Here is a 17,278-nt window from a genome sequence, read left to right on the forward strand (position 1 = left end):
CCCGGCGGCTACACCGGAATCGTCGACGCGCCGGTCCAGGTCTCCAACGGCTGGTTCACCAACGCCGACGGCCAGGTCGTCTTGCTGCGCGGGCTCAACCAGGTCTACAAGATTCCGCCCTACGAGCCGTCGGCCGGCGGCTTCAGCGAGGAAGACGCGGCCTTCCTGGCCGCCAACGGCTTCAACTCGGTGCGCCTGGGCATCATCTGGGCCGGGGTGGAACCCGAACCCGGCGTCATCGACTATGCCTACCTGGCCTCGATCAAGGAGACGGTCGAGATGCTCGGCCGCTACAACATCGTTTCGATCCTCGACATGCACCAGGATCTCTACAACGAGGAGTTCGGCGGCGAGGGCGCCCCGGACTGGGCCGTCTTCACCGGCGGACTGCCCAACCCCAACCTCGGCTTCCCGATCACCTACCCGCTGAACCCCGCGCAGAACTATGCCTGGGATTCGTTCTGGGCCAATGAGAAAGCCCCGGACGGCATCGGCCTGCAGAACCACTACGCGCTGACGTGGCAGGCCATCGCCGACTACTTCAAGGGCGACCCCAACGTGGCCGGCTACGACATCATGAACGAGCCGTGGGCGGGAACTCATGCCTTGGGCAGCATTCTGGGCAATCCGTACTTCGACGCCCAGCAGCTGACGCCGTTCTACAACCAGATCGACGCGGCCATCCGATCGGTCGACCCGAACAAGACCGTGTTCTTCGAGCCGAACACCCTCTTCGGCAGCCTGCCCGTCCCGACCAACCTGGGCGCCGTGAACGACCCCAACTCGGCGTTCTCGTTCCACCACTACTGCGTCACCACATCACTGTTCCCGGGCCTGAGCTTCGGCTGCGACTGGAACGCCGACATCGTGTTCGACTACGCGTCGGAATACACCCAGGAGCACAACATCCCCGGCTGGCTCAGCGAATTCGGTGCGACGAACAACCTCGGAGCCATCGGGGCGAGCTTGAATGCCTCGAACAGGTGGCTCTTCGGCTGGTCTGAGTGGGCCTACACCGGCGGCGACATCACCAGCGCATCGCCCAACGATCAGGCACTGGTGATCGACCTGAATGAGCCGCCGGTCGGCGACAACGTCAACTGGGACAAGCTCGACGCGCTGTCTCAGCCCTACCCGCAGGCGATCTCGGGCATCCCGACCTCGTTGTCGTTCGCCAACGGCGTCTTCTCCCTCAGCTACTCCACCGACCAGGCCGACGGGTCCGGTGTCTTCGGCGCCGGTTCGCAGACCACCATCTCGGTTCCGGCGAGCCAGTATCCGAACGGCTACACCGTGGACGTCATCGGTGGACACGTCACCTCCGGACCCAACGCGCCGGAGTTGATCATCACCTCAGACGGCTCCGCCGCCGTCCAGGTGACCGTGACTGCGGCCTAGGCGGCCTAGGCGGTCTAGGGGCGGGGGCGTTCCGCCAGAGGTATCGGCGCAGCGCTGGCGCGCACCGTCTGGCGCACCTCGCCGAGGCCCTGCACCTGTAGGGTCACCACGTCGCCGTCGCTCAGCCAGCCCGGAAACGGCTGCGGCAGAGCGGGATCGAGATGCTCGAGCAGCGTGCAGGTGGGCACGGTGCCGGATCCGAAAACATCACCCGGTTCCAGCGGGACTCCGCGTGAGGCATAGCTGATGACCTCTCCGAAGCTCCAGTCCATGGCGTCGGTCGAGCCGGTTCCCACGATCACGTCGTTGACGATCGCGGTGACGTGCAGGCTGAGTTTTCCGTCGCGGCGGTACGGCTCGAGCTCATCGGCTGTCACCAGGTACGGCCCCAGGGTGACTCCGCTGTCCTTGCCCTTGGCCTGCCCGATCGCCAGCACACCCTCCTGGGCCTGCAGGTCCCGCGCCGACCAATCGTTGAAGATCGTGTAGCCGATGATGGCCCGTTCGGCTTGCTCCACCGACAGATTCGCACCGGCTGTGCCGATGATCGCCGCCACCTCCAGTTCGAAGTCCTGGCAGAGGCTGCCGGGTGCCATAGGCGCGTCGTCGTAAGGACCCAGAACCGTTGTCGGGCAGGCGAAATAGAACGCCGGGATTCGGTACCAAGTGTCGTCGAGGTCACGACTGCGGCCGGTAGCGGCCAGGCAGTTGCGCATATGGTCCAAGAAGCACAGGCTGTCGCGGATCGACGGCGGACGCGGGATGGGCGCCATCAGCACCACCTGGTCGGCCCGCAGTTTCTCCGATGGGGAGTTCAATGCGCGTTCGCCGGCGTCACGCAGACCGTCGGCGCCGAGCCGGATCAACTCCAGCAGCGTCACCCCGGGCGGCAGCGCATGGATCACATCCCCGTCCAGCACCCCCGTGCGCTCACCGTCTTCGTCTCGATAGGTCACCCACCGCACTGGTCAATCCTCACCCATAACCGGTGCGGAGGAGTACGTGACGCTCGGCGTGGCGTCGCCCCGACTGCCGGCGGGGCGCGCTTCACCAGGCGACTACGCCTTCACGGCGACCTTGAAGATCAGGGAACGCAGGGCCCCGAAGGCGCCGTGCGCACTGATGTAGAGCCGTTTGGTGTCGTATCCCGCGACATCTTTCATGGTCTCGGCGCCGAACCTGGCCGGTGTCTGCCCGTCGATCACCGTGACGTCGGCGCCAAGCAGAGCGTGCCTGACCTGGGCGCGCTCGGCCCCGGTGGCCGTGGCCACGAGTTGTCCGATGGTGCGCTCACCGCCGGTGCCGGGCACCGCGGCACAGGTGACGCCGCGCTCGTCGAGATAGCGCTGGACAGCGTCGACCGTGGCGTCAGCACCGACGACCAGGCTGAGATTGCCGAGGTTGACGGTGATCTCGGTGTTGTCGCCGACGGTCAACGGAAGACCCGGATCGGGGGTCAGGGTGCCGTCGAGCGCGGCACGGTGGGTCGCCTAGAGGAGACCGTCCGCGAGAACATCTTGGCCGAAGCAGATGGAAACCCGCTGGCGTTACTGGAACTTCGCCATTCGTTGCCACCAGCAGCGCTGGCCGGCGGCTATGGGCTCACAGCTGCGGTGTCGGTAACCAAACGGATCGAGCGAGAATACGATCAGCGCCTCAAACAACTGCCGGCGGCGACACGCACGCTGCTGCTGATCGCGGCCGCGGAGCCGACCGGCGACCCCGAATGGTTCTGGGCCGCGGCCCGGCGGCTGAAGCTCGACGCCGATGCCGCCGTTCCCGCGGAGCGCAGTGGCTTGATCACCGTCGTGTCTCGCCTGCGCTTCCGGCATCCGCTGGTCCGATCGGCCGTCTACCGCCACGCCTCCCCTCCTGAGCGGCGCCAGGTGCATGCGGCGTTGGCCGACGTGATCTCAGGGCCGACTCGCCACGAGCACCAGGCCTGGCATCGCGCTCATTCCATCACCGCCCCCGATGAGACCGTCGCCGTCAAGTTGGCCGAGTCGGCCGCGCGGGCCCGCTGCCGGGGCGGTGCCGCTGCAGCGGCGGCGTTCTTGACACACGCCGCCCTCCTGACGCCCGATCCGCTCCGTCGTGCCGAACGGGCACTCGAGGCTGCCCAGGCCAAGCTGGATGCCGGTGATCCGGAGTCCGCAATCCGACTCTTGGTCGCAGTGGCGCGGACGGAGGACGAACTCCTGAGTGCTCGAGCGGATCTCGTGCGCGCCAAAGTCGCCCTGGCCACCCGGCGGGGCCGCGACGCGCCTCCGCTGTTGCTGGCGGCCGCTCGAAGGCTGCAACCGCTGGACCCCGCCCTCGCACGAGATGCCTACCTCGACGCCTTGATGGCGGCCATGATCGTCGGCCGCCTCGGGACTGGGGATCAGGCTTCGGCGGCGGCGATAGCGCTGTCCGCGCGCCAGGTCCCGGCACGACCCGGTCCGCCCACCGCCACCGACCTTTTTCTCGAAGGTGTCGTGCTCCGACTCACCGAAGGCCATGCCGCCGCCACCCCGGTGCTGCAGCGCGCCATCAGTCAGTACTTGGCGGAAGACGAAGCCGGTGTCACAGATCCTCGGTCACATAACATCACACTGCGCGTTCTGCTCGACCTGTTCGACCTGGACACCTACAACGCAGTCAACGCTCGCCAACTCGAGTTGTTGTGCAAGGCAGGAGAATTGACCATTCTCCCGGCTGCGTTGACCACCTATGCAGGGGTCTGCGTCACCGTTGGTGATTTCGCGGAGGCTGCGAATCTGCTCGAGCAGTCGGAGGCGATCTCGACCGCGACCGGCGCACCACCGCACCGTTCGATCGAAACCTATCTCGCCGCGTGCCGCGGACAACGGGAACTGGCAGAGCAACTCGCGCAGGCCACCATTGCCGATGCGACCGCTCGCGGCGAAGGCAGTGAGATCACGGTCGTTCTTTTCTCCTTGGCGATCCTGCACAACGGACTCGGCAGGTATGCCGACGCACTGCGGGCATGCGAGTCGGCGCTGGAATACGAAGACATCGGCATGTACGGCCATGTGCTGAGCGAGGCGGTCGAAGCTGGCGTCCGTTGCGGAAACACCAGCGTCGCCCGGTCAGCGGCACGGCAACTGGTCGAGCGATCCCTGGCCACTCCCACCGCAACCGCCCTCGGGTACGCGGCCCGCGCCAAAGCACTGACGGCCACCGGACCGGAGGCCGAAAGTCAATACCAGGTCGCGATCGCTGAGCTGGAACGCTCGCCACTGAAGGTGCTGGTGGCGCGCGCTCACCTGATCTTCGGCGAGTGGCTGCGTCGCGAGAACCGCCGAGCGCAGGCACGCGATGAATTGCGCGTCGCCCATGCCATGTTCCAACAGATAGGGGCCGACGGTTTCGCCGAACGGACCCGGCGCGAGCTCCGAGCCGCGGGGGAACCGCTACGAGCTCGGCGTGACGCCAGTACGACAGCGACACTGACGACGCAGGAAAGCTACATCGCCCGCCTCGCCGGCGAGGGATACAGCAATTCCGAGATCGCCAGCCATCTGTTCATCAGTCCCCGCACCGTCGAATGGCATCTCGGCAGGATCTTCGCGAAGCTGGGTGTGTCATCGCGTCGCGAGTTGCGGCGCCTACCGGAGTGAGGGCCGCAGGTCACTCCCACTGCACGTCTGCGGGGGACTTGTCCGGCCGCAGCCCACGCCAGCTGGGCTGACGAAGCCGGCCATCGCCGGTCCGTTCACTGAAGCGCACTTCTCCCACCACGGTCGGCTCCACAAATGTGACGCCCTTGGCGTCTGCTGCGGGAAGCGGTGCCCCGAAGGGCGATTCGCCGGCGGGCAGCGGCACCAGCATCTTCTTCAGGGTGGCCAGCTGGCGCTCGGTGAAACCGGTGCCGACTCGACCGACGAACCGCAGCCCGTCGTCCTCGGGAATGCCCATCAGCAGCGAGCCGATCCCCCCGCTGCGGCCGCCCTCGCCGGCCCGCCAACCGCCGATCACGACTTCCTGGGTCCGCCAATATTTGTCCTTGATCCACGCCTTCGAGCGACGCCCCGCCTGATAGGGCGAATCCCATTTCTTGGCGACCACCCCTTCCCAGCCCCGCCGGCGAGACTGCGCCAGTGCCTTCTCGGGATCGGGCGCCAACAGGTCCTGGACCACCAGATCGGTACCGCGCGCCAGGGTTTCCAGCAGACGGCGACGATCCCGATAGGCCACCCGCAGCAGCGGACGCCCATCGAGATAGAGGAGGTCGAACGCCCAGAACGCCAAACGCGCCGAACGAGCGCTGTTCTGCATCGCTGCGAAGCTGGGCACCCCGTCCTCGTCGAGGGCGACCAGTTCGCCGTCCAGTACCAGGTGGTGCTCGGCCAAGTCGGCGGCCGGAAACGGCAGCTGCGGGTATTCGCCTGTGACGTCTCGCCCACTGCGGGACCGCAACCGGAGCCGACCGTGGTCGACTTCGACCAGCAGCCGGTAGCCGTCGAATTTGCCTTCGAAGGCCCACAGGTTCGGATCCAGCCGCGCCACCGAGCCGTGCGTGGCCAGCATGGGAGACAGCTTGTCGAAACCGAATGCCTGCTGGTCCTTCATCCGGTGCGCCAGCCACTGATCACCGCCGGTGCGGATCAGCGCGTATCGTCCGGAGATCCGGCTGCCGTCGAGTACGACGATCACTTCACCCTTCTCGGCGGAGTCCTCGAACTTCTCGGTCACATAGGTGCCCGAATCCCAGATGCGCACGGTGCCCGCGCCGTACTCGCCTTTGGGGATGGTTCCCTCGAAGCTGCCGTACTCCAGGGGGTGGTCCTCGGTGCGCACCGCGAGATGGTTGACCGACGTCGTTTCCGGCAGGTTCTTGGGCACCGCCCAGCTCAGCAACACTCCGTCGCGCTCCAGCCGAAAGTCGTAGTGCAACCGGCGGGCGTGGTGCTCCTGGATGACGAAACTGTTGCCCTGGCCAGGTGCCGGTGCCGCGGCCGGCACCGGTTCTGGTGTTCGGCTCGCATCACGTTTGGCGCGGTACACGGCAAGACGATCTCGGCCTTCCAGCGGGGGATCCAAGCCGGCCAACAGGTCACCGTCCCGGTCGACGCGGTCCAGCACTTCGTCGAAGCGCAGCTGCCGCAGGTCCGGGTCATCCAGCTCCGCCCAGGTGCGGGGGGCGGCGACCGTCGGATTGTCGCGGCCGCGCAGCGAGTACGGCGCAATGGTGGTCTTGGCCGCGTTGTTCTGACTCCAGTCGATAAAGACCTTGCCGGCTCGCAGCTTCTTGGCCATGGTCGCGGTCACCAGCTCGGGCATCGCGGTTTCGAGTTGTTGCGCAACGCGTTTGGCCACCGTGGCCGCGCCTGCGCTGCTCACCGGACGCTCGAGGGCGGCGTAGAGGTGCAGCCCCTTACTGCCGCTGGTGACCGGGAAGGTGTCCAGCCCCAGCTCGGACATCAGATCCCGGATGACTCGCGCCACCTCGGCGAGCTGACTCATCGTCACGCCCTCGCCGGGGTCGAGGTCGAAGACCATGCGCGTCGCCAGCCCGGGCTTGAGCACCTTCCCGCCGTGGGTCCATTCCGCCTCGAATCGCCACTGCGGTACGTGAACTTCCAGCGCGGCCTGCTGGGCGATCCAGGCCAGGCCGTCGACGTCCTCGATGATCGGATAGGTGGTGATACCGGAGCGGTGCTGGATGTCGGCGCGGGCCAACCACCCCGGCGCCGATGCCGCCAACTGCTTTTCGAAGAACGACGCCTGCTCGACACCGTTGGGCCAGCGTTTGCGTGTCGCCGGGCGTCCCGCGATGTGCGGCAGCATCACCTCGGCGATGCGGGTGTAGTAGTCGTAGACCTCGGCCTTGGTGGTGCCCGCGGCCGGGTAAAGCACCTTGTCGGCGTTGGTCAGCTTGACCCGGGTCTGCACGGACTCGACGACCATGTGTCCAACCTACGTCGCGTCAAAGCAGGTTATCGGCACTCTCGCGTGGGCATACTGACCTCATGCGCTCCATCTGGAAGGGCTCGATCGCATTCGGTCTGGTCAACGTGCCGGTGAAGGTCTACAGCGCCACCGAAGACCACGACATCAAGTTCCGTCAGGTGCACGCCAAGGACAACGGACGAATCCGTTATCGGCGGGTGTGCGAGGAGTGCGGAGAAGTGGTCGATTACGGCGACATCGCGCGGGCCTACGAATCCGACGACGGCCGGATGGTGGTGATCACCGACGACGACATCGCCAACCTTCCCGAAGAGCGCGATCATGAGATCGCCGTCCTGGAGTTCGTTCCGGCCGCCGACCTGGATCCGATGCTCTATGACCGCAGCTACTTTCTGGAACCCGGGTCCAAGTCGATCAAATCGTATGTGCTGCTGGCCAAGACGCTGGCCGAGACCGACCGGGTGGCTATCGTCCACTTCACACTGCGCAATAAGACCCGGCTGGCGGCGCTGCGGGTGAAGGACTTCTCCAAGCGCGAGGTGATGGTGGTGCACACCCTGCTCTGGCCGGACGAGATCCGCGATCCCGACTTCCCCGCGCTGGACACCAAGGTTGAGGTCAAGCCTGCCGAGCTGAAGATGGCCGGGCAGGTGGTGGAATCGATGGCCGACGAGTTCGATCCGGACCGCTATCACGACACCTACCAGGAGCAGTTGCACGAGTTGATCGCGGCCAAACTCGAAGGCGACGAGGCGTTCACCCCCGAGGAGCGTCCCGCCGAACTCGATGCCACCGAAGATGTGTCCGACCTCCTGGCCAAGCTGGAGGCCAGCGTCAAGAAGCGCTCGTCCGCCGAGAAGTCCCCCGCCAAGAAGGCACCGACGAAAAAGGCACCGGCGAAAAAGACTCCGGCCAAGAAGGCTTCGGCCAAGAAGTAGCGAACGTCAGCGCTCGCCGACGGTCGTGGACGCATCCGCAAGGCCCGCGGACGGTCCGCCGACGTCGAATTAGAACGTGTTTCAAAATAGGGGTTCAGCTCACGCTGATTCCTTGTTAGCGTGGCGCGGTGATACTCGACAAATTTCGAATCGATAATCAAACAGCTGTTGTTACCGGTGCTGGGCGGGGCTTGGGCGCCGCTATCGCCGTCGCGTTCGCCGAGGCCGGCGCGGACGTGGTCATCGCCTCACGCACGCAGTCTGAACTAGAGGTCGTCGCTGAACAGGTCCGCGCGGCGGGTCGCCGTGCCCACGTCGTCGTCGCCGATCTCGCCCATCCCGAGGAGACGGCAAAGCTTGCCGCCGAGGCGGTCGATGCATTCGGCCGGCTCGACATCGTGGTCAACAACGTTGGCGGATCGATGCCCAACACCCTGCTGACCACCTCGACCAAAGACCTCAAAGACGCCTTCACGTTCAACGTGGGGACGGCGCACGCGCTCACCATCGCCGCGGTGCCACTGATGCTGGAGCATTCCGGCGGCGGCTCGTTCATCAACATCACCTCAACCATGGGGCGGGTTCCGGGCCGGGGCTTCGCCGCCTACGGTACGGCCAAGGCCGCGCTGGCCCACTACACCCGACTGGCCGCGCTGGACCTGTGCCCCAAGATCCGCGTCAACGCCATTGCTCCGGGATCGATTCTGACCTCGGCGCTCAACGTGGTCGCCGCCAACGACGAGTTGCGCACCCCGATGGAGAAGGCCACGCCGCTGCGTCGTCTCGGCGACCCCGAGGAGATCGCGGCCGCCGCCCTGTACCTGGCCTCACCGGCCGGGGCCTACCTGACCGGCAAGGTGCTCGAAGTCGACGGCGGCCTCACCTTCCCGAACCTTGATCTGCCCGTCCCGGATCTGTGAGGACTGCTGACCTATGACTATCCGTGTTGCTCAGATCGGCACCGGCAATGTCGGTGTGCATGCGCTCAAGGCACTGATCACCAACCCCGAGTTCGAACTGACCGGGGTGTGGGTGTCCTCGGACGCCAAAGCCGGCAAAGACGCCGCTGAATTGGCCGGCACCAGCACGCCGACCGGCGTGCTGGCGACCACCGACCTGCAGCAGGTGCTCGACGCCAAGCCCGACTGCGTGGTCTACACCGCGCTGGCCGACAACCGGCTGGTCGAGGCGCTCGAGGATTTCAAGCGCATCCTGAGCGCCGGGATCAACGTGGTGGGCAGCAGCGCAGTGTTTCTGCAATACCCGTGGGATGTGATCCCGGCGGAGATGCTGACTCCGATCGAAGAGGCTGCGCAGCAAGGCGGTTCGAGCCTGTTCGTCAACGGCATCGACCCGGGCTTCGCCAACGACCTGCTGCCCCTCGCGTTGGCCGGTACCTGTCAGAGCATCCAGCAGATCCGCTGCATGGAGATCGTCGATTACGCCACCTACGACAGCGCCGCCGTCATGTTCGACGTGATGGGCTTCGGCAGGCCGATGGACGAGACCCCCATGCTGTTGCAGCCGGGCGTGCTCAGCCTGGCGTGGGGTTCGGTGGTGCGTCAGCTCGCGGCCGGCCTGGGACTGGAACTCGACTCGGTCGAGCAGTCCCACATTCGGGTGCCCGCACCGGAGGACTTCTCGATTTCGTCGGGAGACATCGCGGCGGGCACCGCCGCGGCCTTGCGGTTCGAGGTGCGCGGGATGGTTGACGGCAAGGCCGCCGTGGTGCTCGAGCACGTCACCCGGCTGCGTGACGACCTGTGTCCGGATTGGCCGCAGCCGGCCCAGCCCGGCGGGTCTTACCGCGTCGAGGTGACCGGTGAGCCGTCGTACGCGCTGGACCTGTGCCTGTCCAGCCCCAACGGCGACCACAACCACGCCGGCCTGGTGGCCACCGCGATGCGGGTGGTCAACGCGATTCCCGCGGTGGTTGCGGCCGAGCCGGGGATCCGCACCACGCTGGACCTGCCGTTGGTCACCGGCCGCGGCCTCTACAGCGCCGGTTGATCCACCGGCACCGTGCCCGCGCACCGTTGTTCCGGCTACCCTGACTTTTCTGTTCGTTGATCCGGATGGAGGAGTCGGTGGCTGCAGACGCCGCGGTTCGACTCAAGCCGGGCTGGGCGTTGCTCGGCCCGGCTTTTGTCGCTGCGATCGCCTACGTCGACCCGGGCAATGTCGCCGCCAACGTCAGCGCGGGGGCGACATTCGGCTTCCTACTGGTGTGGGTCATCGTCTCGGCCAATGTCATGGCCGGGCTGGTGCAGTACCTGTCCGCCAAGCTCGGACTGGTGACCGGCCACTCGCTGCCGGAGGTGATCGGCGCCCGGAGCCGCAGGCCGGCGCGGATCGCCTTTTGGCTTCAAGCCGAATTGGTGGCCATGGCAACAGATCTCGCCGAAGTGGTGGGCGGCGCGATCGCGTTGAACCTGATCTTCGGCCTGCCGCTGCTGGCCGGCGGCCTGATCACCGGGGTGGTGTCGATGGCGCTGCTCACCGTCGGCGATCGGCGCGGTCCGCGGATGTTCGAGCAGGTGACCAGCGGGCTGCTGATCATCATCGCCGTCGGATTCCTGGCCAGCCTGGTGGTCGCCCCACCGGCGCCCGCCGAGGTCGCCGCCGGCCTGCTGCCTCGTTTCGACGGCACCGAGAGCGTGCTGTTGGCCACCGCGATTCTCGGGGCGACGGTGATGCCACACGCGGTGTACCTGCATTCCGGTCTGGCCCGCGACCGGCACGGCCAGCCTGAACCCGGTCCGGCGCGGCGACGACTGCTGCGGGTGACCCGCTGGGACGTGGGGCTGGCGATGCTGGTGGCCGGAGCCCTGAACCTGGCCATGTTGCTGGTGGCGGCCAACAGTCTGCGCGGCCGAGATCACGCCGATTCCATCGAAGGTGCGCACGCGGCGGTCGGCGACGCCCTGGGCCCGACGGTCGCGCTGTTGTTCGCGATCGGGCTGCTGGCCTCCGGATTGGCGTCAACCTCGGTGGGGGCCTACGCGGGCGCGATGATCATGCAGGGCCTGTTGCGGGTGTCGGTTCCCCTGCTGTGGCGCAGACTGATCACGCTGGGTCCGGCGCTGGCGATCCTGGCTTGGGGTATCGATCCCACGCGCGCCCTGGTGCTCTCGCAGGTGGTGTTGTCCTTCGGCATCCCCTTCGCGCTGGTCCCGTTGATCCGGGTGACCGGAGACCGGTCGCTGATGGGCACCGACGTCAACGCACGGCTGACCACGGTGCTCGGCTGGGCTGTCACGGCGGTGATCGGAACGCTCAATGTGGCGCTGATCTATCTGACCCTGCGCTGAGCCACGGCAGCGAGACCGGGAACGGCTTGCACCAGCCCCGTCCGCGCTCTTTATTAAATGAACTAAACATTTGCTAGACTAAGCAAATCGCCCTGCCCATCATTTCAAGGAGCGCTCATGGCCCGCACCGACAACGACACCTGGGACCTCGCCACCAGCGTGGGAGCCACCGCGACGATGGTCGCCGCTGCCCGGGCGATCGCCACCAAGGCCGACACTCCGCTGATCGATGACCCTTTCGCCGAACCACTGGTGAGGGCGGTCGGCGTCGACTTCTTGACCAAGTGGGCCGCCGGCGACCTCGCGGACACGGATCTCGATGACCACGAATCCGGCTGGAAGCTCGGTCAGATGCCCGACGCGATGGCGGTGCGCACCCGCTTTTTCGACGCGTTCTTCGCTGACGCCACCCTGGCCGGGATCCGTCAGGCGGTGATCTTGGCATCGGGCCTGGACGCGCGCGCCTACCGACTGACCTGGCCCGCCGGGATGACGATCTTCGAGATCGATCAGCCCGCAGTGCTGGCGTTCAAGACCGCAGCACTGGCCGACTTGGGCGCCGAGCCGACCGCCGACCGGCGTGGCGTCGCCGTCGATCTGCGCGATGACTGGCCGGCCGCGTTGCTCGAGGCGGGATTCGACCTCACCCAGCCCACCGCATGGATCGCCGAGGGACTGCTCGGCTATCTCCCGCCGGCAGCACAGGACCGGCTGCTGGACAACATCACCGCGCTGAGCGCCGACGGCAGCCGGTTGGCCACCGAGGCCATTCCGAACATCTCCGCGGCACAGCACGAGCAGGCCAGGGAAATGATGCGCAGCGCTACCGAGAAATGGCGTGCGCACGGCTTCGACCTCGAGTTCTCCGAACTCGGCTACGAAGGCGAGCGCCACGATGTCGCCGACTACCTCGACTCCTTGGACTGGACCTCGGCGGGACAGTCCATGACCGAGCTGTTGACGCAGCACGGTCGTCCGACGCCGGCGCGGGGCGCCGACTCGGTGTCGATGGCCGACACGACCTACTACACCTCGATCAAGCAGGGCTGACCGCTCGGCGCCGGCGCACCCGCCGACGCCGCCAGCGGCCTAGGCGGAGACGCTCTCGCGCGCCTTCGCCTTCTCTTCGTAGTAGGTGGCCCGCTCGTCAACCATCTTCATGAAGCCGACGACCTGGTCACGGGCCTCTTCGCCCACGGCACTGAAGTCGTTGCGCTCGAGGATCTTCCAGAAGCGCAACACCGGCTGCACCACGTCGTCGTGGTGGATACGCAGGTCGTAGATGCCGGCCTTGGCGATCAGGATCGAATTCTCCTTGAAACCGGGCATGTTCATCCCGGGCATCGCGAAGCCGAGCACCTCGTCGCGGATCGCGCACATGGCCTCATCCGGGGCGATGTCCAGGGCCGCCTGCATCAGGTTGCGGTAGAAGACCATGTGCAGGTTCTCATCGAGGGCGACGCGGGCCAGCAACTGGTCGGCGATGGGGCAGCCCGAGGCCTTGCCGGTGTTGCGGTGCGACACCCGGGTGGCGAGTTCCTGCAACGACACGTACGCCAGCACACCCAGCGCTGACTTGCCGCCGGAGTCATAACCGGCAACGGTGTGCGCCATCCGCATGTTCTCGAGGTTCACCGGGTCGATACCGCGCGTGACGATGAGGTAGTCCCGCAGCGCGATGCTGTGGCGGCCCTCCTCGGCGGTCCACTGGCCGACCCAGGTGCCCCAGGCGCCGTCGCGGCCGAAGGTGGTGGCGATCTCCCGGTGGTAGGACGGCAGATTGTCCTCGGTCAACAGGTTGACCAGCAAAGCAGCCTTGGCCACCGGGTCCAGCGGCGAATCTTCGGGAACCCAGTCCTCGCCCCCGAGGAACGCGAAGTCACGCCCCCTGCTCCACGGCACGTAATCGTGGGGCAACCACGGCTTGGCGGCCTTGAGATGCCGGTTGAGATTCTGCTCGACTATCGGCTCCAGCTCATGTAACAGTGCCGTTTGGACATTACCCATAGTTTTGAATCGCCTCCCCTAATTGACGAGTGGGCTGTCGCTTGGCCCCCCAGCCAACCTACGGTTCCGTAGGTTTGGTCCACGGTAAGCACCCACCCCGTCACGTGTCAACCATTAACTTAACTGCTTCGGCGCATTCCGCATCTCGAAGCGGCCGACGATCGACCGATACGGATCCGCGGCCCCAGCTAACTGCGGCGTCTATGGATCGCCCGCTGCGGCCGCACAGCTAGGGCGCCGCGCGGCCTTCCGACTGCCGCTTGAGCCCGTCAGCCTCCATGTCGACGTAGCGACGAATCCGGCCCCGGGCGAGCAGCCCGACCAGCCAGGCCATCGGGCCGGTCACGGCAAAGGTCAGCACGGCGCGCACCCCCGACCCGGTCGGCGTCAGCTCGTGGAAGCCGGTGAATCGGATCCCCGCCGTCGAGGCGGTCCAGGTGAAGGAACGTTCGTTGTCCAGCTCGGTGACCGTCCACACCATCGGCCGGCCGGTGGGCTGGCGGACTCGGGCAGTGCTGCCGACCCGCAGCGGACCGGAGTCCAGGCGGGTGATCTCGCGCATCGATGGCGTCCAGTCCGGCCAATGCTCGACGTCGATCAGGACGGCCCAGACGTCACTGGGACTCGCCGCGATGGGATCGGTGCGGGTGTAGTGCATCGGCGCTCCCTTCCCCCGGCACGCTACCCCTCGGCGGCGAGTCGCGCGCGTTCCCGCATCGAGGCGACCACTCCCCCATCGGCGAGGATGTCGGCGCCGTGGAGATAGGCGCATCTGTCGCTCGCGCAGAAGGCGAAAAGCTCGGCCATCTCTTCGGCCGTGCCCCACCGCGGGATCAGCGCGTCGGGCATCATCATGCCGACCCCGGCCTTCTCTTCACGCCGACCCAGCTCCGTATCGATGTTGCCCGGCGACACCGAGACGATGCGCAGACCGCGACCGGCGAATCGCTCGGCCTGCGCGGCGCAGTACCACTTCACGAAAGCTTTGCTGACCGTGTAGGAGAAGCCCGAGCGCATCTGCTCGGGTGCGTTGTTGCAGTACTCCGTCATCGCCGCCACGAAGGCGTCGCCGTCGCGGTACGCCAACGGGAACTGCTTGGTGGGAATGATCTTGTCGGGCAGCAGCTGCGCGGCCATCGAGGCCACGTTGACGATCACCGCGCCGGCGCCGGCGGCCTCGGAGAACGCCTCGTTGACCACGACGGTGCCGAAGGCGTTGATTCGCATGACGAATTCGGCGTCGCCCATGCTCGGGCTGACCCCCGCGGTGTGAATCACCGACGCCAGCGTTCCCAGCTCCGCAGCCGTGTCGAACAGGCGGGTGACCGCGTCACGGTCGGTGACATCGCAGTTGACGGCGGTCGCGGTGACACCGAGGTCGGCGAGTGCGGCCTGCGCCGAGTCGAGCCGCTCCTTCCGGACGTCGCACAGCACCACCGTGTGGTCTCTGCCCAGGAGCTTGGCCGTCGCCAGGCCCATGCCGCCCGCGCCTCCGGTGATCACTGATACTGAAGCCATAACTGGACGGTAGACGGCTGCGCCCCGGTGCCGGTCGACTGGGTGATGCGGAGACTCGAAATGACCGATCTGTCAGGCAAAGTGGCGCTGGTGACGGGAGCTTCGTCCGGTCTGGGCGCGGCAACCGCCCAGCTGTTCGCCCGGCGCGGCGACGGTGTTCGGCTTGGCCCGCGACGCCGAGCGGCTGGCCACGGTGTTCGCCGACGTGCCCGGCGGGCGATATGCCCCCACCGACATCAGTACCGCGACGGCGTGCGCTGCGGCGGTCGAGCAATGCGTCGCGCAGTTCGGCCGGCTCGATGTTCTGGTCAACGTCGCCGGCGCCCATCAGATGCGCCACACGCTATCGGTCACCGACGACGAATGGGCGCACGATCTGGCGGTCAACCTCAACGGGCCGTTCTTCTTGTGCCGTGCTGCGCTGCCGCATCTGCTGGAGACCGCCGGCAACATCGTCAACGTCGCCTCGATCGCCGGGGTGGAGGGGCAGGCGTATTCGGCGGGCTACTGCGCCGCCAAGCACGGCCTCGTCGGGCTCACCCGGGCGCTGGCGGTGGAGTTCACCGCGGAGAAGGTGCGGATCAACGCGGTGTGCCCGGGCGGGATGCTGACCCCGCAGGTGACCAACTTCCAGTTTCCCGAAGGCGCCGACGTCAACCTGATCATGCGGGTGGCCTCGCCCCGCGGGATGAGTGCCCCGAGCGATGTTGCCGAGGTGATCGCCTTTTTGGCCAGTGACGCCGCGGCCGCGGTGCACGGCGCGGTCTATTTGACCGACAACGGGAAGACAGCGGGGTAGGACGTCGCATATGCCAGCTGCCGCGCCGAGTGTGCGGTTTGGTGCGCCGATCGGGAGTTACGCCGAGCAAAACGCACACTCGACGACCTCAGCGCAGCGGTAGGCCCGTCAGCGCCCGCGCGATGACCAGCCGCTGGATCTCACTGGTGCCCTCGAAGATGGTGAAGATCTTGGCGTCGCGGTGCATTCGCTCAACCGGGTAGTCGCGGGTGTAGCCGTTGCCGCCGAGGATCTGGATCGCCTCGTCGGTGACATAGACCGCCGTCTCGCTGGCGAACAGCTTGGCCATCGAGCCCTCGGCGCCGTCGAAGGCCTTGTTGTTGCGCCCCATCCAGCCCGCGCGCCACACCAGCAGCCGGGCGGCGTCGATGCGACTCTTCATGTCCGCCAGCTTGAACGCCACCGCCTGGAACTCGCCGATCTTGCGACCGAACTGCTCACGCTGACAGGCGTATTCGAGGGCGTACTCATAGGCGGCGCGGGCCACGCCGACCGCCATCGCGCCGACCGTGGGGCGAGTGCGCTCGAAGGTCTTCATGGCCGCATGGCCCCCGGCCGAGGCTCCGGACTTGACGCGCGCGACACGCTCCTCGAACTTCTCCCGGCCCCCGAGGATCATGTCCTCGGGCAGGCGGACGTTGTCCAAGACGATCTCAGCGGTGTGCGAGGCCCGGATGCCGTGCTTCTTGAATTTCTGTCCCTGCGCCAGGCCCGGGGTGCCGGGCGGGATCACGAAGCTGGCCTGTCCGCGCGATCCGAGTTCGGGATAGACCGAGGCGACGACGATGTGCACGTTGGCGATGCCACCGTTGGTGGCCCAGGTCTTGGTGCCGTTGAGCACCCATTCGCGGGTCGCTTCATCAAAGCGGGCGCGGGTACGGATCCCGCCGACGTCGGAACCGGCGTCGGGTTCCGAGGAGCAGAACGCCCCGAGCTTGGGGTCCTCGGCGGTGCCGAACATCTCCGGCAGCCACTGACCCAGCTGTTCGGGAGTTCCGTTGCCCGCCAATGCCGCTGCCGCCAGACCGGTGCCCAGAATCGACAGCGCGATACCCGCGTCGCCCCAGAACAGTTCCTCGAACACCGTCAACATGCCGATCCCGCTGGGTTCGGCGGCCTGAGTGGCGAACAGTTCCGGCGAATACAGGCCGATCTTGGCGGCCTCGGCGATGATCGGCCACGGCGTCTCTTCCCGCTCATCCCATTCGGCGGCCGCCGGACGCACGACTTCAGCGGCGAACTGATGCACCCAGTCGCGCACCTCGATCACGTCATCGCTGAGCTCTACCGAGAACGACATGGCTACTCCTGGAAGGATTGGGCGGACGCTACGGGACACTGTCGGGCACGATTGTGGCACCTCAACCTGGCAGCACTCGCGGGGCGTCGCC

Annotated in this window: 13 protein-coding genes and 2 pseudogenes; 8 read left to right on the plus strand and 7 right to left on the minus strand. The window is 66.8% G+C overall.

Translation table 11 applies throughout. The features are described 5' to 3' along the window. Positions 1–1,398 (plus strand): cellulase family glycosylhydrolase (locus AWC18_RS19905; RefSeq protein ID WP_085139860.1); only part of this gene is annotated, 1,398 nt, incomplete at its 5' end. A 17-nt stretch (positions 1,399–1,415) separates the two neighbouring features. On the opposite strand, the pseudogene AWC18_RS19910 reads toward AWC18_RS19905, so the two are convergent. Together AWC18_RS19910 and AWC18_RS21265 are read right to left on the minus strand one after the other, a co-directional pair. Then, positions 1,416–2,363, minus strand: a pseudogene (locus AWC18_RS19910) (fumarylacetoacetate hydrolase family protein); the annotation flags it as partial. A gap of 93 nt (positions 2,364–2,456) precedes the next feature. Further along, positions 2,457–2,834, minus strand: coding sequence for an FAD-binding oxidoreductase (locus AWC18_RS21265; protein WP_234806604.1), 378 nt, complete (start codon positions 2,832–2,834; stop codon positions 2,457–2,459). 45 nt (positions 2,835–2,879) lie between these two features. On the opposite strand from AWC18_RS21265, the gene AWC18_RS19915 reads away from it, so the two are divergent. Beyond that, on the plus strand, positions 2,880–5,021 hold the full coding sequence (locus tag AWC18_RS19915) for a helix-turn-helix domain-containing protein (protein WP_234806605.1): 2,142 nt from the start codon (positions 2,880–2,882) through the stop codon (positions 5,019–5,021). A gap of 10 nt (positions 5,022–5,031) precedes the next feature. On the opposite strand, the gene AWC18_RS19920 is transcribed toward AWC18_RS19915, so the two are convergent. After that, a complete protein-coding gene (locus AWC18_RS19920; protein WP_085139862.1) occupies positions 5,032–7,311 on the minus strand; it encodes an ATP-dependent DNA ligase in 2,280 nt (759 codons plus the stop codon). A 62-nt stretch (positions 7,312–7,373) separates the two neighbouring features. On the opposite strand from AWC18_RS19920, the gene ku reads away from it, so the two are divergent. The 5 genes from ku (at position 7,374) to AWC18_RS19945 (ending at position 12,613) form a co-directional block, all read left to right on the plus strand. Further along, a complete protein-coding gene (gene ku, locus AWC18_RS19925) occupies positions 7,374–8,252 on the plus strand; it encodes a non-homologous end joining protein Ku (RefSeq protein WP_085139863.1) in 879 nt (292 codons plus the stop codon). Between the two features lie 128 nt (positions 8,253–8,380). After that, positions 8,381–9,172: an SDR family oxidoreductase gene (locus AWC18_RS19930; protein ID WP_085139864.1), complete on the plus strand. Its 792-nt coding sequence runs from the start codon at positions 8,381–8,383 to the stop codon at positions 9,170–9,172. A gap of 13 nt (positions 9,173–9,185) precedes the next feature. Next, positions 9,186–10,262: an NAD(P)H-dependent amine dehydrogenase family protein gene (locus AWC18_RS19935; RefSeq protein ID WP_085139865.1), complete on the plus strand. Its 1,077-nt coding sequence runs from the start codon at positions 9,186–9,188 to the stop codon at positions 10,260–10,262. 65 nt (positions 10,263–10,327) lie between these two features. Then, positions 10,328–11,563, plus strand: coding sequence for an Nramp family divalent metal transporter (locus tag AWC18_RS19940; RefSeq protein WP_085139866.1), 1,236 nt, complete (start codon positions 10,328–10,330; stop codon positions 11,561–11,563). A 117-nt stretch (positions 11,564–11,680) separates the two neighbouring features. Continuing rightward, the gene (locus AWC18_RS19945; RefSeq protein WP_085139867.1) at positions 11,681–12,613 is read left to right on the plus strand and encodes a class I SAM-dependent methyltransferase; all 933 of its coding nucleotides are present in this window, start codon (positions 11,681–11,683) and stop codon (positions 12,611–12,613) included. A gap of 39 nt (positions 12,614–12,652) precedes the next feature. Here AWC18_RS19945 and AWC18_RS19950 read toward each other — a convergent pair whose 3' ends face one another. From AWC18_RS19950 to AWC18_RS19960, 3 genes are all read right to left on the minus strand, one after another. Continuing rightward, positions 12,653–13,570, minus strand: a complete 918-nt coding sequence (locus tag AWC18_RS19950) for an acyl-ACP desaturase (protein WP_085139868.1) — start codon at positions 13,568–13,570, stop codon at positions 12,653–12,655. 229 nt (positions 13,571–13,799) lie between these two features. After that, positions 13,800–14,228 carry an SRPBCC family protein gene (locus tag AWC18_RS19955; protein ID WP_085139869.1) on the minus strand — a complete coding sequence of 143 codons (429 nt, stop codon included), beginning with the start codon at positions 14,226–14,228 and terminating at the stop codon, positions 13,800–13,802. Positions 14,229–14,251: 23 nt separating this feature from the next. Then, entirely contained in the window at positions 14,252–15,088 is an 837-nt protein-coding gene (locus AWC18_RS19960; protein ID WP_064998579.1) for an SDR family oxidoreductase, read from the minus strand. A 60-nt stretch (positions 15,089–15,148) separates the two neighbouring features. Here AWC18_RS19960 and AWC18_RS19965 point away from each other — a divergent pair. After that, positions 15,149–15,887: pseudogene (locus AWC18_RS19965) on the plus strand (SDR family NAD(P)-dependent oxidoreductase). Positions 15,888–15,975: 88 nt separating this feature from the next. Here AWC18_RS19965 and AWC18_RS19970 read toward each other — a convergent pair. Continuing rightward, positions 15,976–17,187, minus strand: coding sequence for an acyl-CoA dehydrogenase family protein (locus AWC18_RS19970; protein ID WP_064998581.1), 1,212 nt, complete (start codon positions 17,185–17,187; stop codon positions 15,976–15,978). Between the last annotated feature and the right edge of the window lie 91 nt (positions 17,188–17,278).

This window comes from Mycolicibacter nonchromogenicus, assembly GCF_002101775.1.
GTDB lineage: Bacteria > Actinomycetota > Actinomycetes > Mycobacteriales > Mycobacteriaceae > Mycobacterium > Mycobacterium nonchromogenicum.

Bases quoted from the DNA above. Each gene is read 5' to 3' on its own strand.
- AWC18_RS19920 (WP_085139862.1), bottom strand. From the start codon at position 7,311: ATGGTCGTCGAGTCCGTGCAGACCCGGGTCAAGCTGACCAACGCCGAC.
- AWC18_RS19955 (WP_085139869.1), bottom strand. From the start codon at position 14,228: ATGCACTACACCCGCACCGATCCCATCGCGGCGAGTCCCAGTGACGTC.
- AWC18_RS19935 (WP_085139865.1), top strand. From the start codon at position 9,186: ATGACTATCCGTGTTGCTCAGATCGGCACCGGCAATGTCGGTGTGCAT.
- ku (WP_085139863.1), top strand. From the start codon at position 7,374: ATGCGCTCCATCTGGAAGGGCTCGATCGCATTCGGTCTGGTCAACGTG.
- AWC18_RS19960 (WP_064998579.1), bottom strand. From the start codon at position 15,088: ATGGCTTCAGTATCAGTGATCACCGGAGGCGCGGGCGGCATGGGCCTG.
- AWC18_RS19940 (WP_085139866.1), top strand. From the start codon at position 10,328: ATGGAGGAGTCGGTGGCTGCAGACGCCGCGGTTCGACTCAAGCCGGGC.
- AWC18_RS19970 (WP_064998581.1), bottom strand. From the start codon at position 17,187: ATGTCGTTCTCGGTAGAGCTCAGCGATGACGTGATCGAGGTGCGCGAC.
- AWC18_RS19945 (WP_085139867.1), top strand. From the start codon at position 11,681: ATGGCCCGCACCGACAACGACACCTGGGACCTCGCCACCAGCGTGGGA.
- AWC18_RS19950 (WP_085139868.1), bottom strand. From the start codon at position 13,570: ATGGGTAATGTCCAAACGGCACTGTTACATGAGCTGGAGCCGATAGTC.